This is a genomic window from Roseburia sp. AF42-8 (assembly GCF_003435965.1).
Taxonomy (GTDB): domain Bacteria; phylum Bacillota; class Clostridia; order Lachnospirales; family Lachnospiraceae; genus Roseburia_C; species Roseburia_C amylophila.
Genome location: NZ_QTVB01000007.1, coordinates 26,766 through 43,270 on the forward strand (window position 1 = coordinate 26,766; position 16,505 = coordinate 43,270).

Below are 16,505 nucleotides of genomic sequence, written 5' to 3' on the forward strand. Positions count from 1 at the left end.
TAAGCGTTGCAGAAAGGCAAGGGAAGCGTATATGAATGGAATCAATACCAGTTTTGGGACACAGAGCTTATATCAGAATGACGGGACACAGGGAAGTGCAAAGTCAGATGATAAGAAGCAGGATAATAAGAATGACAGCAATGTAATAAAAGGTGCCGGTCTTAATCTGAATCAGACAGATCTGATTGGACAGAAGATGGCAAATGCCCAGAAAGAAGCATTAAAGAAGATTATGGATACATTTTCCGGTGAGCACGCAGTGGATGAAGAGATGGACGAGCGGCGTGCCCACATTAAGGAAATTGACAGCGAGATAAAAGATTATCAGAGTGAAATCCGCGACTTACAGAATAAGGAAGCTGAATTAAAGGGACGTTACCAGGTAGCGGATGGCAGCCAGGAAGAGGCAGACCTTGACCTTTTAAAGAAAGCCAGTACAGCAGAAGGAAGAAGCATGCTTTCCAAAGAAGAATTAGAGCATGTCTCAGAATTACAGAAAGGCGGAATGACAGACTATCAGAAAGAGTCCATGGACTACTATAAAATGGAGTCAGAATACAGAAGCAAGATAAAAGACCTTGGAAAGGAAAGAGCCGAGGATAACGGATACCTCCGGGCAGTACATACGGAACGGTTAAAGCATCATGATATGATAGACAGCCAGAAGGAAGCGGAAGAAATATTAGACAATGCATCCGATGAAGCAACATTAGGACTGATTGGGGAAGCAGTAGACCACATCGATGAGACCATCAAAGAAAATGAGAAAGATACGGATAAGAAGGATGCAGACAAGAAAGAGGATAAGAAGACTGATACAAAATTAGACAAGGAGACCCAGAGCAGCCTTTTAAAGAGTGAAGCAGAGAAAAAGGTTGCGGAGCATAAACTTGCCGAGGACGATATCAAAGGACTTGTCTATGATGAGCAGTTATAAACAAAATGGACAATTTGTGCTGTCAGATATACAAATTGTCGAAAAAGTATAACTTGACCATACAAAAAAAATCTATTGTATATGTCAAAAAAACGCATTGTTTCTTATACTAATAAATGTTAAAATACATAGAAGAAAAAAGAGGGAGGAAGTTAGCATGGCTTCATTCGTTGAAAACACACAGCACAAAGTAGAAAGAAAAGCTTTTGAGATAATGACCAATAGCATCGTAGGTAAGTTGACTAAGACAGATGATATCGCGAAAAGACAGGAAACATTCCTTGAACTTATTGATAAGGCAGAGACTTTCTGGGGAAATGGCGCAGACAAGGCAACATTGGATAAGGTCAGAGAGTATGTAAAGAATCCGGAGAACAGATGGGTGAAGTTTGTAAACCGTGTTCTGGATGAGACAAATCCAAATTATGCTAAGAAATTCCTTCTGAATTTAGGATATGAAGCATTTTTCCGTGGAACAAAGACAATCAGGGCAAACCGTGAGAAGTACAACTGTAATATTCCATGGCTGATTCTTTTTGACCCGACAGACGCATGTAATATGCATTGTGTAGGATGCTGGTCCGGCACATATGGCCACAAGAATAACATGTCCTATGAGGATATGGATAAGATTGTTACACAGGGTAAGGAACTTGGAACTTATCTTTACTTTATGACAGGTGGAGAACCGACTGTTCGTAAGAATGATATTTTAAAACTTGCTGAGAAGCATAATGATTGTATGTTCGGTCTTTTCTCCAACTCTACTCTGATTGATGAGGAGTTATGTAAGAAGATTGTAGAACTTGGAAATATTACATTCCTTCTTTCCATTGAGGGAACACCTGAGACAAATGATGGACGTCGTGGTGACGGACATTATGCAGCAGTTATGAAGGCAATGGATCTGTTGAAACAATATGGTATCATATTCGGAACTTCTATCTGCTATACCAGAGCCAATGTTGAGGCTGTTACCGATGAGAAATTCTTACGTTTCATTGCTGATAAGGGCGCACGTTTCGGTTTCTACTTCCATTATATGCCGGTAGGACAGAACGCAGCTCCGGAGCTGATGCCGACATTGGAACAGCGGGAAGAAATTATTAAGAAGATTCGCTGGGTTCGTACCGGAGACAATGATATCGGATTTTTCCCAATGGACTTCCAGAATGACGGAGAATTTGTTGGCGGATGTATTGCCGGTGGACGTAACTACTTCCATATTAATGCACAGGGAGACGCAGAACCGTGCGTATTTATCCATTTCTCGGATTCGAATATCCATGATAAGTCAATCCTTGAGATGCTGCAGAGTCCATTGTTTAAGGCATATCATGAAGGACAGCCATTTAACAGAAACCACCTGCGTCCATGTCCGATGCTTGAGAATCCAAAGCTCTTAAGAGAAATGGTAAACAAGACTGGTGCGAAGGGAACAAACGCTGAGGCAGAAGAGACTGTTGAGCATCTTTGCTCTAAGTGTGATCACTATGCAGAAGAGTGGGGACCGGTTGCAGACCGTATCTGGGCAGAACAGAAACATAAGAAAGCACCTTATGAGAACTATACGGAAGAAAAGAGAGAACATCCGGAACTTGCAGCATTTGAGCATGCGGATGGTTCCGATGGATTAAGAGATGAGGATCTTCAGTAATTAAATCAGATGATAAAATAGGACTAAATCAAGAGAAACCTTATACAACAAGGGTTTGAATGATTTAAGTCCTATTTTTTTGAAAGTCCGCGAGAGATAAGTAAAGCATCTTGAAGTCTTATACCTGATACAGTAAAATAGATACATCCGGCAACAGGGAGGTCTCAAATGAAACAGGAATCCATTACAATCATATGATGAAATAGTTTTCTCTTAAGATAACCGCAGCATAATATTTGAAATAAACTCCGTTTCCTCATTATAAAACCGGGTAGAACCATGATAACGTTCGGCAGTGGTTTGGATAGAAAGAAGTCCAATACCGCTGCCGCTTTCTGTTGTAGACAGAAACTGCCCGTTCATCTTTTTTACAATTCCATTGAAGCTGTTTACCATTGTGATATATATGGTGCCCGGACTGTTAAGGTCAGAACTGAGGTGGATATATCTATTTTCCACCGGAACTTGACAGCAGGCATGGATGGCATTTTCCAAAAGATTGCCGAAAAGCAGGCTTAAGTCTACATCAGAAATAGAAATCTTCCGGGGAACAATAACCTTAAAATCCATTTTGATATGGCAGGATTCTGCAAGGGAAGCATAGTAACTGATAACTGCATTCACAGCCATGTTTTGGCAGAAAAGATACTGCATGGAATGTCTTCCGGTTTCCAGCTGGTAGTCAGCCATATAATTTTTTAATTCTTCATATTGCCTGGATTGGGCCAGCTCCTGCATAACTGCAATGGTATGTTTGAAATCATGCCGCTCCTGACGGGACTGATCGAGATAATTCTGAAGCTTGACATACTGGCTTGCCTGGGCGCGGTACATAATCGAAGTGGTATCTGCTTTGATTTTCTGTGCAGTTGTAACGGCAATGAGATAAAGCAGAATCTGGAAGGTTATAAAAAAGATAAAAAGAACCACCTCGATAACCATGGCAATTACAAATACCCGGCCTACACGGATATTGTTGTAGTCCTTAGGCAGCATAAAGATATTACAAAAAGTAATAATGGCAGGAATAATCCATGTAAGCCACCAGAATAAAGGCTGATTTACATTTTCGAAAATCCATTTCAGCTTATCTTTTATGACGATAAATAAGAACATAATAAGAAAGCTGATGGCGTATTGTAAGAGCAGTCCCGGAACAGAGCTGTCATCTACATTGGAAGAAGGGACGGTATAAGCAATGATATAATCGTTGGCAATGCAGCCAAAGGAAAGGGCTGCGGTGGCACATAAAAATAAATACCAGAGCTTTAGATTACTCAGGCGGACCGTAATAAAATATACAATAAGGCATACGGACAGGAGTGGGAAAAAGAACAGATTTGCATCATAATTCCCGGTGGATTCAACGCAGCCTAAAATCAGACAAATTGCAGTCATAACCGGAATCAGAACAGAAAAGAGTTTCCGCAGGGGAATTGATATCCAGTCAGCAACCGGAACGATGCAGATAAAAATACCCGGGAAAATAACTCCGTAATGGGCTGCGGCAATCAGAACAGTAAAAGGATTCATGACAGACCTCCGTGTAAAAGTGACTTTGTGCGTTGGGTAAATTGCCAGGTAATATAAGTCTGCTGAAGGGTATTAGACTGCTTTTTGTTCATGGAAAAGGATGCTCCATCATTCATCATGCAGACTGCTCCGTCCATGGAAGAAACATAGTCCAGATTTACCATAACACCACGGTTAATGGTCAAAAAACGTTCATCCTCCGAAAGTGTGCGGGTAACATCCCGAAACAGCATACGGCAGCGGATTTCTTCGCTGGTATGAATAATAAGATAGTTTGAATCTGAAATAATATATTGAATGTCCGAATAAAGAATCGGAAGCTTCGTCTTGTTGGTATTTACGGTCAGAAATAAATGGGAATCCAAAACAGGACGGACAGCCAGAAGGTCATCTAATAACGGATGGATGGCAGCTTTGGTAATCGGTTTTTGTAGATAGTCGAAAGCGTGGACATGCAAAGCTTCCACATGATATTCCGAGCTGGAGGTCAGAAAGACAATCGGTGTCTTCGGTGAAATTTTTCGAAAAGAAACCGCAAGGTCAATCCCGTTTGCTTCCTTAAGATAAATATCGAATAGCACAAAATCATAGGAATTCGAGGCGGCAGACAACAAAAAAGCATCTCCTTCGGTAAAGGTATCACAGCAGACCGTCATGTTATGGCTGCCGCACCAGTCCTGGATGAGCAGCTCTGTCATATGTATTTCTTCTATATTGTCATCAACAATCGCAAACCGCAATAAGATAGCCTCCTTTCGATTTCATGGCTTTTCAGGCATTATTATAGCATACCTGTCGAAAAAAGACGAATCTTTCATCCCACTAAAGTGCTTTTCATCCCACCCCGATTGACAAGCCTTCAAAAAGAATGGTATAAAGGAAATTGGTATACAAATTCATTTTGAAAAATATTTCGTAAGAGAAAAATAAATTTGGGAGGTAACTTATGAAATTAAAAAAGAAAACATGTGGAATCTTGGCAGTGTTACTGCTGCTTATGACTGTATTTACCGGAATGCAGGAAGTAATGCCGGTACATGCAGAGGGACTGAAGGTATCCATAAACGGAACTGAACTGGAAGAGGGCAAATACTATGCATTCGGAGGAAGCAGAGGGAGTGGAACCATGAGTGAATGTGACCCGGCGGCTCTTCCGGAAGCATATATCTATTATAGTGCAGGTATAATGGAAGTAAAAGGAATTGTAAGAATATATTCGAACGGAGGAAGTTCAACAGAAATCTTAAAGATTGAAAATGGAACCCTGACATTGAAAGGGGATGGTAACTTTTATCTGACAAATTGTAATGATACGGAAACATTGGTTACAGGAACTGCAGATGCAGTACTTAAGACGGATGAATATACCGGAGATATTAAATTTTCTGGAAGGGGTGGAAATGCTCTTATAAAGGGACTTTCTCTGGTGGACTTAAAAACCGCCGGGAAGATAACTTTAGATGCAGACGATGTTACTGGTGATGCATTTATCTCTGCCGGTTCAGTTAAGCTTGAGGCGGATCAGTTGGACATCTATTTATCAGGTGGAGCGGTGAAGTATCTGATAGAGGCAACGGATGAGCAGAACGGAGAAATCAGCCTGAAAAAGACTGGTTCCCTGAATTCGTTTGATCTGGTAAATGGAAATAATATAAATGTAACAGAGGCATTTTTTAAAGCAACAGATACTTTCCTGTCATCCAATGGAAACAGTAATTCGAACAGTTCGAGTGGCAGGATAGTTCTTGTGGGTGAAACAATAGCAGAAGGCAATCTTGAATTAGAAACAGTAAAAGATGTAACAATCCGCGCAAAGAAGACTGCGGTAAAAGGAAATCTCGCTGTCAATGCAGAAAATGGATATGGTGTTGAGATAACCAGTGAAGGGGGAGCGGTATCAACCGGAAGTACAGAGATTACGGCACCTTCATTAGTTGTTATGCTGCAGGCAAATGGAGATGCTGCCATAATCGAAGGAAATGCAAAGATAAATGCAAATAGAATATCCATGAAGAGTGCGAACAATGCAGCAATTGCAGGGGATGCAGACCTTCAGGCACGAAATTACATTACACTTCTGGGAGCAGAAGGGCATTCTGTAATAGGGGGAAGCAACATTTTAATGAATGCAGCAGGCGGTGAGCTTTCCATATCCAGAACCGGAAGTGCTGCTACCGATACTCCGCCACTTCTGGGAGGAACATTGCAGACGCAGAATGATATCGTAAAATATAGCGATGGCGGGGAAAACTGGGTACAGATAATGGCAACCGGCGAGACATATGATGCAGATAACTGTGAACATCCGATTTTAGCAGGAGATTCCGGCAGATGTATGGTCTGTGGAGAATATGACATAGAATATGCAGAGCTGATTGGAACGGATGGAACGACTAAGAGAATGCTGAATGGAGACTTCGGTGGAACCGGAGCACGTAATGATTTCAGATACCTGGAAGATGGAGATACCATCAAATTTGTGAAAGATATTTATGGAAATGGAAGAACCGCAGCAATCGGAGACAGTAAAGCCGTAACCCTTGACCTGAACGGACATACATTGATTCTGGATACGATTTCCTCAGGAAACAATCTTACCATTGCAAATGGTAATTATAAGGGAAAGATTACCAATGGCGGTGTCGGACTTACAAAGGAACTGACCTTTAAAAATGCAAAAGCAGCACTGACTGATTTACAGTGGATGACGAACAGTGGAGTAAAGCTTGAGGGAAGTGAAGTTACAGTATCCGGAAATGACGGTTCTGGACGGTGCTGGTTAGAGAAGCTTACAATGGATGAAGATTCAAAGATGGTATTAAAGAATGTGAGTCAGGGCATTTCGAATTATGCCAACGTTGCTCTGGAAGAAAGTCTCGGAACAATCCGGGGATTCCTGCCAAAAGATTATTCTATTGCAAATAGGAAGAGAAATCCTGCAGATGCTGATTACAGAAATACCATTGTGGATGCAGATGGTCAGATTGCCCAGAATGTGGAGCTTCGTTATCGCAAGATGACAGATGCAGATTTATCGGCAACATTGAATCCAACGACCTATACTTATGATGGAACAGCAAAGGAACCGGAAGTACTTGTGGTATATGACGGACAGACACTGACAAAGGATACGGATTATACCGTTGCTTATTCGGATAACAAAAATGCAGGAAATGCAGAGGTAACAATAACAGGTATTGGAGTGTATCATGAAGCAGCACATCTGCAGTTTACGATAGGGAAGGCAGGTCAGGCGGCACCAACAGGATTGAAGGCTGTAAATACCAGTAAAACAGGTGCAAGTGATGGAGCCATTGAAAACCTGACTACTGCAATGGAATACAGCACAGATGAAATTCATTGGATCAAGGTTACAGATGGTACAAAGATAAGCCAGCTTGCAGCAGGTGACTATTTCGTACGGTATGCAGAGACAGGGAACTATCTGGCTTCTGCATCTACAAAGGTGACAGTTGCCGTAAAGGAAGCCCCTTCCACTGGAAACGGTTCCAATCCAGGTGAAACCACAGGCAGTAATGGAACTACAGGCAGCACTGGAACGAACGGTTCCGGCACAGTAGCGGGAACTTCAAATAGAAGCAGCTCTGATGCAACCGGTTCCAATACGGCAGCCCTGACGGGAACAACACAGAAGACTGCAACCATAAAAACTGGTGATGAAACACCGGTTGGAAGAATACTGCTTCTGATGTTTTCCGCAGCTGGATTGATGGTTGTGGCAGCTGCTGGCAGAAAGAAATATTGTTAATTGTTTAAGAAGGCACGCAGCGCATCCTTTTGTGCTTTATAATCACTGATTCCTAAATCATAAAGCTCCTGCATGATTTTTGGGTCAGTGGTAAAAGTGCCAATCTTAACCTGATGGGACGGTGCAAAGAGAAATGCCCGTCCTTCTTTTTGTAATTTTGCAGCAACTTCTACCGAGTGCCGGTAATTTAAGTGTCTGTTATCAATTGCAGTAATCGTATTTGGAAATTTCCGTAACATCTTTTTGTAAAGAAAACGGTAACTCTCCGGCTGCTTGACATAGCCAAGTGGACGGCAGTAGATAATTACTACCTTGTCGCAGCCATCTGCAATGGCACGTTCAACCGGAATGGAATCTGCAACACCGCCATCATAGTAATAATTGCCGTGAAAAGAAATCGGTTTGCAGAAGCCCGGAAGGGCACAGGTTGCCATAATGCCGCGGTAATCATCACGGCCTAAATCTTCTTTGGAAAAATATTCTGCCTTTCCGGTGGCAGCATTGGTTGCCGGAAAATGAAATTCACTTGGATTTGCTGCTAAGGCATCATAATCCAGCGGGTCGTTTCCTGTGGAATTGGTTAAGGTTCCGTAAATATATTGAAGCCCGAAGAGAGAACCGGTTTTAATCAGATTTTTGATACTGATGTAGCGGGGGTCTTTTACATGCTCTATATAGAAACGCAGATTACGGCCACGTTGCCCGGCAAGGTAAGAAGCAGTATTTGCCGCACCGGCAGATACCCCCATACAATAATCAAATGTAACATTGTCGTCTAAGAAGGCATCCAGAATTCCGGCACTGTAAGCGCATTTCATACCGCCGCCTTCTACAATCAATCCAGACTTTTCCATGATATCACCTCTTGAGATATACTTCGTTAATTTTTTCACATATAGTTTAGCACATTGAAGAAGAATGTCAAAATACATTTTTTATTGTATGTATATTCCGGGAAAATATAAGAGTTTGCGGCATTCGGGCTGCTCCCCATATGTCACTGCATTGTTAAGAGTCTCTAAGAATTTCATGAAATATAAAAAAAGTTCCGGCAACCGGCACAAATTCACATCCATGTTCATCTGTGCCTTGCTGGCACGTCCATGTGCCAGCATTGCCAGTTTTGGTGAGAAATTCTAAGAGTCTCTAAACAATTTCGTTAATATATGGGGAGCAGCACGAATGCCGCAAATTGATATAATTTCCCCGGAATAATCCACACAGAATCTCCTTCCGGTCGTTGAAACCTTCCGCAAAAAACGTTATAATATGAGACAGTGATAAAAGGCGAAGAATAGAAACAGCGGAAGAGAGGAAACGGGAATGGCATTTGCCCATTTACATGTACATACAGAATACAGTCTGTTAGACGGTTCAAATAAAATAAAAGAATATGTGGAGAAAATCAAGGCACTTGGCATGACAGCAGGGGCGATTACCGACCATGGTGTTATGTATGGTGTCATTGATTTCTATAAGGCAGCCAGGGATGCGGGAATTAACCCGGTTCTTGGCTGTGAAGTCTATGTGGCTCCCGGCTCCAGATTAGACCGCGAGATGGTACATGGAGAGGACAGATACTATCATCTTGTGCTTCTGGCAGAGAATAACACAGGCTATAGCAATCTGATGAAAATTGTATCCAAAGGCTTTGTGGAGGGATACTATTATAAGCCGCGTGTGGACATGGAAGTGTTAGAAAAATACCATGAGGGAATCATTGCCCTAAGTGCCTGTCTGGCAGGTGAAGTACAGCGTAATCTGGTACGTGGAATGTATGAAGAAGCAAAAGAAGTAGCTTACCGCTATGAACGCTGTTTTGGAAAAGGCAATTTCTTTTTAGAGCTGCAGGATCATGGAATCCCGGAGCAGAAGCTGGTAAACCAGCAGCTTCTCCGCATGAGTCAGGAGACCGGAATTGAGCTGGTGGCAACCAATGATGTGCATTATACCAATGCAGAGGATGCAGAGCCTCATGACATCCTGCTCTGTCTTCAGACCGGAAAGAAATTAGCGGACGAAGACAGAATGCGCTATGAAGGCGGACAGTATTATGTCAAATCCGAAGAGGAAATGAAATTACTTTTTCCATATGCACTGCAGGCACTGGAAAATACCCAGAAGATTGCAGACCGCTGTCATGTGGAAATTGAATTCGGACATACCAAGGTGCCGCATTTTGAGGTGCCGGAAGGCTATGATTCCTGGACTTATTTAAATAAATTGTGTCATGAAGGACTGGATAAGCGGTATGGAGCCGATGCACCAAAATATTTACAGAAATTAGATGACGAGCTTGCCGTTATTAAAAATATGGGATATGTGGACTATTTCCTGATTGTGTGGGACTTTATCCATTATGCGAGAGAGCATGATATTATGGTGGGACCGGGACGAGGCAGTGCCGCAGGAAGCCTTGTTTCTTACACCACCGGAATTACAGATATTGACCCGGTTCGTTACAATCTGATTTTTGAGCGTTTCTTAAATCCGGAACGTGTATCTATGCCCGATATTGATGTGGACTTCTGCTTTGAACGAAGACAGGAAGTTATTGATTATGTGGTAGAAAAATATGGCAAGGACTGTGTGACACAGATTGTAACCTTTGGTACGCTGGCAGCCCGTGGAGTAATCCGTGATGTGGGACGTGTCATGGATTTGCCTTATAATTTTGTGGATACGATTGCCAAGCAATTCCAAATGAACTGGGAATTACCATTGATAAGGCACTGTTGATGAACCCAGAGCTTCGGGGCATGTATGAATCCGACGAGTCAGTAAAGAAACTTATCGATATGTCAAGAAGATTAGAAGGTCTGCCGAGGCATACGTCCATGCATGCAGCAGGCGTGGTAATCAGCCAGAAACCAATGGATGAATATGTTCCGTTGTCAAGAGCATCCGATGGCACCATAACCACACAGTTTACCATGACTACCATTGAAGAATTAGGACTTCTGAAAATGGATTTCTTAGGACTCCGGACACTGACTGTAATCCAGAATGCAGTCCGTCTTGCAGAAAAGAGCAGCGGTAAAAAAATTGATATGAATGCCATTGATTATAACGATAAGAAAGTGCTAGACTCTCTTGGAACCGGCAAAACCGATGGTGTCTTCCAGTTGGAAAGTGCCGGAATGAAGAACTTCATGAAAGAGTTGAAGCCGCAGAGCTTAGAGGATGTTATCGCAGGTATTTCTCTTTACCGTCCGGGTCCAATGGACTTTATTCCGGCTTATATCAAGGGAAAAGACCACCCGGAAAGCATTACCTATGACTGCCCGGAATTGGAGCCGATTCTGGCGCCGACCTATGGCTGTATCGTATATCAGGAACAGGTTATGCAGATTGTACGTGACCTCGCCGGTTATACATGGGGCAGATCTGACCTGGTGCGCCGTGCTATGTCTAAGAAAAAAGGCAAGGTAATGGAGCAGGAGCGGAAGAACTTTGTCTATGGTAATCCGGAAGAAAATGTTCCGGGCTGTATTGCAAGAGGAATCGATGAGAAAGTGGCAAACAAGATTTATGATAACATGATTGACTTTGCCAAATACGCATTTAATAAATCCCATGCGGCAGCTTATGCAGTGGTTGCATATCAGACCGCATATTTGAAATACTATTATCCGGTAGAGTTTATGGCAGCGTTAATGACATCAGTCTTAGACAATACTTCCAAAGTCTCAGAATATATCTACACCTGCCGCCAGATGGGAATCGCAATTCTGCCGCCGGATATCAATGAAGGCGAGGGTGGTTTCTCCGTATCCGGTCAGGCAATCCGCTATGGACTTTCTGCCATTAAGAGTATCGGAAGACCGGTGATTGATGCCATTGTGGAGGAGCGTAAAATCCGTGGGCCGTTTACCACGTTAAAGGATTTTATTACAAGACTTTCCGGAAGAGAAGTGAATAAACGGACCATAGAAAACTTTATCAAAGCGGGAGCCTTAGACGGACTGGAAGGAAACCGCCGTCAGAAGATGATGATATACGGTTCTCTTTTGGATGCACTGAATCAGGAAAAGAAGACCACAATGGCTGGTCAGATGACACTTTTTGATATTGCACCGGAAGAGGACAAGGCAGAGTATGAAATCAAGCTTCCGGATGTAGAAGAGTATGACAAAGAAGTGCTTCTTGGCTTTGAAAAGGAAGTTCTGGGCATATATATCAGCGGACATCCGCTGGAAGAATATATGGAGCGTTTAAAGAAGAATACCAATGCCGTTACTACAGACTTTGTACTGGATGAAGAGACCGGAACCCTTAAGGTATCGGATGGCGCAAAGGTGTGTATCGGTGGAATGATTACCGATAAAGTCATCAAGTATACCAAGAATAATAAGGCAATGGCATTTATTACGTTAGAAGATCTGGTGGGAACAGTGGAAATCATCATTTTCCCGAAGGATTATGAGCGTTATGCAAAATATCTTGAAAATGATGCCAAAGTATTTGTGGAAGGCCGTGTAACTGCAGAAGAAGACCGCAACGGCAAGCTTATTTGTGAGAAAATCATTTCCTTTGATGAAGTGAAACGGGAGTTGTGGCTGCAGTTCCCAAGTAAGAGCGATTTCGAAGAAAAAGAAGGTACTCTTTATGAAAAAATGATGGATGCCGATGGCTCAGAGCATGTCGTTATTTATCTTGCAGCAGAAAAACAGATGAAGCGTCTGCCGGAAAACAGAAATGTTGCAATTACAAAAGAGCTTTTAGAAGATCTTGGGAATTTCTTAGGCAATGATAATGTAAAAGTTGTAGAAAAGTCGTTGTAGCCATTGCAAAACCACAGTTTAAGGATTAGAATAAAAATGATTGGATAAAGAACAAAGAGAAGTGTTTACATATAGGAGGTAACAGGGAATGTCAAAAGAAATTCAGACAATTGGTGTTTTAACCAGTGGCGGGGATGCTCCGGGCATGAACGCTGCTATCCGTGCGGTAGTAAGGGAAGCTATTGCAAAGGGAAAGAAAGTAAAAGGAATTAAGAGAGGTTATGCAGGTCTTTTGCAGGAAGAGATTATTGATATGGAAGCAAAAGATGTAGCAGACATTATCCAGAGAGGTGGAACAATTTTACAGACTGCACGTTGTCTGGAATTCGTAACACCGGAAGGACAGCAGAAGGGTGCTGAAATCTGCAGAAAACATGGCATTGATGGAATTATTGTAATCGGTGGAGACGGTTCCTTTAAGGGCGCACAGAAGCTGGCAGCACTTGGAATCAACACCATCGGATTACCGGGAACCATTGACCTTGATATTTCCTGTACCGATTATACCATCGGTTTTGATACCGCAGTAAATACTGCCATGGAAGCCATTGATAAGGTACGTGATACCTCAACCTCCCATGAGCGCTGCTCCATCATTGAAGTAATGGGCAGAGGCGCAGGCTACATTGCACTGTGGTGTGGTATTGCCAATGGAGCAGAGGATATCCTGCTTCCGGAGAAATATGATTATGACGAGCAGAAGCTTGTAAATAATATTATAGAGAACAGAAAACGTGGAAAGCAGCATCATATTATTGTAAATGCAGAAGGTATCGGTCATTCCGCAAGCATGGCAAAGAGAATTGAAGCAGCAACCGGAGTTGAAACCAGAGCGACCATCTTAGGACACATGCAGCGTGGTGGAAGCCCGACCTGTAAAGACCGTGTTTATGCATCTACCATGGGATGCATTGCCGTAGATTTGCTGTGCGAAGGCAAATCCAACCGTCTTGTAGCATATAAAAATGGTGAATTCGTAGATTATGATATTGACGAGGCACTGGCAATGACCAAATCCATTCCGGAATATCAGTATGAAATCTGTAGAAATCTTTCCAGATAGGATGTTATTATGATTACCAGTACAGCAAATCCGCAGGTAAAAAATTTAATTCAGTTAGTAAAAAAAGCCAAAGTTCGTAATGAACAGAGGCTTTTTGTTGTGGAAGGAATCCGTATGTTCCGGGAAATCCCGGAAGGCTGGCTTGATAGAATTTATGTTTCCGAGCATTTCATGGAAGAGGAATCCCATGTAAAAGTTCTGCAGGGGAAAAATTATGAAGTACTTGCCAATCATGTGTTTGAAAGTGTGTCCGATACCAAGACACCGCAGGGAATCCTTTGTCTTGTGAAAATGCCGGATTATACCTTAGAAGAAGTAATACCAAGGGAAAATGCCCATCTTCTGATTCTTGAAAGTATTCAGGATCCGGGCAATTTAGGCACGATGTTCCGAACCGGAGAGGGAGCGGGAATCAGCGGAATTATCATGAATCGCACCACTGTAGATGTTTTTAATCCAAAGACCATCCGCTCCACTATGGGCAGTATCTTTCGCGTGCCATTTTTCGTGACGGAAAACATGCAGGATATATTGATGCAGTTAAAGTCCCGGAAAATAAAGCTTTACAGTGCCCATCTGCAGGGCAGTGTTTCTTATGAGGAGCCGGATTATAAAGAACCCACAGGCTTTTTAATTGGAAATGAAGGAAATGGATTATCGGATGAGATTGCCAGAATGGCAGATACCTATATCCACATTCCAATGGCAGGAAAAGTAGAATCACTGAATGCAGCAATTGCGGCAACACTGCTGATGTATGAGGCAGCACGCCAGAGGAGGTAAGGGATGTTCCGGTTATGGGCAAAAGAATTTAAAGACAATCATATGTTAAAGGATACCACCATCTGTGATGACTCCGGGGATACCAGAACCCATAAGGTGTTCCGGGCATTAGATGAGGTGTGCTATACCTTTGATTTGGGAAAACCAATCTGGTTAGACCGCAATGTGGATGAATTTAAGCGGCATGCAAAGACCAGGTTTTATCAGGATAATTTTGTGGAAGAAATTGAATTTGATTTTTTGGAAATTCATGTGATTGAAGAGGATTAAGTAACTGTGTCAGGAGGAAAGAAAATGGAAGGGCAGATGCGCCGGGATACCATCATTAAGATGCTGGGGGAGAAGGGAAAACCTTTGTCCGGAACAGAATTGGCAAAAGAATTAGGAGTCAGCCGTCAGGTGATTGTACAGGATATTGCATTGCTTCGTGCAGTAAATAAGAATATTTTAAGCACCAACAAAGGCTATGTGCTTTATGACCCTTCGGAAGAGACACAGAAAGCAAGAAGAACCATTGCAGTAAGCCACAGTGATGAACAGACACAGGATGAGCTTTATACCATCGTGGATTTCGGTGGGAAAGTCTTAGATGTCGTAATCGAGCATGATATTTACGGACAGATAACGGTGGATCTGATTTTAAAAAGCCGTCAGGATGTGGACGAATTTATTGCAAAGGTTGCAAAGAGCAAGGCAAAGCCGCTTAAGACACTGACCGGAAATAAACACTTTCATACCGTAGAAGCAGATTCAGAACAATTACTTGACATCATAGAAGAAAAATTACGGGAAAAAGGCTACGCAAGATAACAGCTTGACTTTTTTTCTCGATATGGTAAACTACTCCTTGACTGACAAGACAACTGACAAGACAGTTAAGGTCAAGGAGGAAGAAAAATGGAAAAGATAAAAGCGTTCTTAAAACGCAAAAATATTATTATCTCAGCAAAAAGATATGGCATTGATGCCTTAGGTGCAATGGCACAAGGTCTTTTTGCTTCTCTTTTAATTGGAACAATTATCAGTACAATTGGTGAGCAGGCTGGCATCCAGCTTCTGGTGGACATCGGTGGATATGCCAAAGCAGCAACCGGTCCGGCAATGGCAATCTCCATTGGTTTTGCTTTGCAGTGTCCGCCACTGGTGCTTTTTTCACTGGCAGCCGTCGGTGTGGCCGCAAATACCCTGGGTGGAGCAGGCGGACCGCTGGCAGTATTGATTGTCACCATCTTTGCAGCCGAATTCGGTAAAGCAGTATCCAAAGAAACCAAAATTGATATTATCGTTACTCCGTTTGTAACCATTTTCATCGGAGCAGGCTTATCCATTTGGTGGGCACCGGCAATCGGAGCCGCAGCCAGTGCAGTAGGAAATGCCATTATGTGGGCAACCGAATTGCAGCCGTTCTTTATGGGAATTTTAGTCTCTGTAATTGTAGGTATCGCACTGACGCTGCCAATCAGCAGTGCTGCAATCTGTGCAGCTTTGGGACTGACCGGACTGGCAGGAGGAGCTGCAGTAGCAGGATGCTGTGCCAACATGGTAGGTTTTGCAGTACTGAGCTTCCGGGAAAATAAATGGGGTGGACTTTTCGCACAGGGAATCGGAACTTCCATGTTACAGATGGGAAATATCGTGCGGAATCCAAGAATCTGGCTTCCGGCAATTTTAAGCTCCGCCATAACAGGCCCAATAGCAACCTGTGTATTCCATCTTCAGATGAACGGTGCAGCTGTAGCATCCGGAATGGGAACCTGTGGACTGGTTGGTCAGATTGGTATTTATACCGGCTGGATTAATGATATTGCATCCGGCACCAAGGCAGCCATTACACCAATGGACTGGATTGGAATGCTGTTAGTATGCTTTATCTTACCGGGTGTTTTAACCTGGGCATTCGGTCTGTTCTTCCGTAAGATTGGCTGGATCAAAGAAAATGATTTGAAGCTCGATTTATAAGAAAGATTTAAGAAAATATA

General features: G+C 42.6%; 11 protein-coding genes and 1 pseudogene. 9 read left to right on the forward strand and 3 right to left on the reverse strand.

Annotated features, from left to right (window positions below; genetic code table 11):
- The first annotated feature begins 31 nt into the window (after positions 1–31).
- Positions 32–937 carry a hypothetical protein gene (locus DW059_RS04660; protein WP_117697975.1) on the forward strand — a complete coding sequence of 302 codons (906 nt, stop codon included), beginning with the start codon at positions 32–34 and terminating at the stop codon, positions 935–937.
- Between the two features lie 157 nt (positions 938–1,094).
- The gene (locus DW059_RS04665; protein WP_022242699.1) at positions 1,095–2,594 is read left to right on the forward strand and encodes a radical SAM protein; all 1,500 of its coding nucleotides are present in this window, start codon (positions 1,095–1,097) and stop codon (positions 2,592–2,594) included.
- A 213-nt stretch (positions 2,595–2,807) separates the two neighbouring features.
- On the opposite strand, the gene DW059_RS04670 is transcribed toward DW059_RS04665, so the two are convergent.
- Both DW059_RS04670 and DW059_RS04675 read right to left on the reverse strand, forming a co-directional pair.
- Positions 2,808–4,127: an ATP-binding protein gene (locus tag DW059_RS04670; protein WP_117697976.1), complete on the reverse strand. Its 1,320-nt coding sequence runs from the start codon at positions 4,125–4,127 to the stop codon at positions 2,808–2,810.
- On the reverse strand, positions 4,124–4,867 hold the full coding sequence (locus tag DW059_RS04675; protein WP_117697977.1) for a LytR/AlgR family response regulator transcription factor: 744 nt from the start codon (positions 4,865–4,867) through the stop codon (positions 4,124–4,126). The genes DW059_RS04670 and DW059_RS04675 overlap by 4 nt, the downstream gene beginning before the upstream one ends.
- Positions 4,868–5,073: 206 nt before the next feature.
- Between DW059_RS04675 and DW059_RS04680 the strand changes: the two genes are divergently transcribed.
- A complete protein-coding gene (locus DW059_RS04680; RefSeq protein WP_117697978.1) occupies positions 5,074–7,896 on the forward strand; it encodes a hypothetical protein in 2,823 nt (940 codons plus the stop codon).
- On the opposite strand, the gene DW059_RS04685 is transcribed toward DW059_RS04680, so the two are convergent.
- Positions 7,893–8,750 carry a patatin-like phospholipase family protein gene (locus DW059_RS04685; RefSeq protein WP_022242317.1) on the reverse strand — a complete coding sequence of 286 codons (858 nt, stop codon included), beginning with the start codon at positions 8,748–8,750 and terminating at the stop codon, positions 7,893–7,895. The genes DW059_RS04680 and DW059_RS04685 overlap by 4 nt on opposite strands.
- Before the next feature lie 469 nt (positions 8,751–9,219).
- Between DW059_RS04685 and DW059_RS04695 the strand changes: the two are divergent.
- The 6 genes and pseudogenes from DW059_RS04695 (at position 9,220) to DW059_RS04720 (ending at position 16,485) form a co-directional block, all read left to right on the forward strand.
- Positions 9,220–12,680 (forward strand): annotated as a pseudogene (locus tag DW059_RS04695) (DNA polymerase III subunit alpha).
- An 88-nt stretch (positions 12,681–12,768) separates the two neighbouring features.
- The gene (pfkA, locus tag DW059_RS04700; protein ID WP_117697980.1) at positions 12,769–13,743 is read left to right on the forward strand and encodes a 6-phosphofructokinase; all 975 of its coding nucleotides are present in this window, start codon (positions 12,769–12,771) and stop codon (positions 13,741–13,743) included.
- Between the two features lie 9 nt (positions 13,744–13,752).
- Positions 13,753–14,526 carry a TrmH family RNA methyltransferase gene (locus DW059_RS04705; RefSeq protein WP_117697981.1) on the forward strand — a complete coding sequence of 258 codons (774 nt, stop codon included), beginning with the start codon at positions 13,753–13,755 and terminating at the stop codon, positions 14,524–14,526.
- A gap of 3 nt (positions 14,527–14,529) precedes the next feature.
- On the forward strand, positions 14,530–14,796 hold the full coding sequence (locus tag DW059_RS04710) for a hypothetical protein (protein WP_022242313.1): 267 nt from the start codon (positions 14,530–14,532) through the stop codon (positions 14,794–14,796).
- Between the two features lie 24 nt (positions 14,797–14,820).
- Positions 14,821–15,336: a transcription repressor NadR gene (locus DW059_RS04715; protein WP_022242312.1), complete on the forward strand. Its 516-nt coding sequence runs from the start codon at positions 14,821–14,823 to the stop codon at positions 15,334–15,336.
- 87 nt (positions 15,337–15,423) lie between these two features.
- Complete coding sequence (locus DW059_RS04720) at positions 15,424–16,485, forward strand: PTS transporter subunit IIC (RefSeq protein ID WP_117697982.1); 1,062 nt, start codon at positions 15,424–15,426, stop codon at positions 16,483–16,485.
- Positions 16,486–16,505 lie beyond the last annotated feature (20 nt).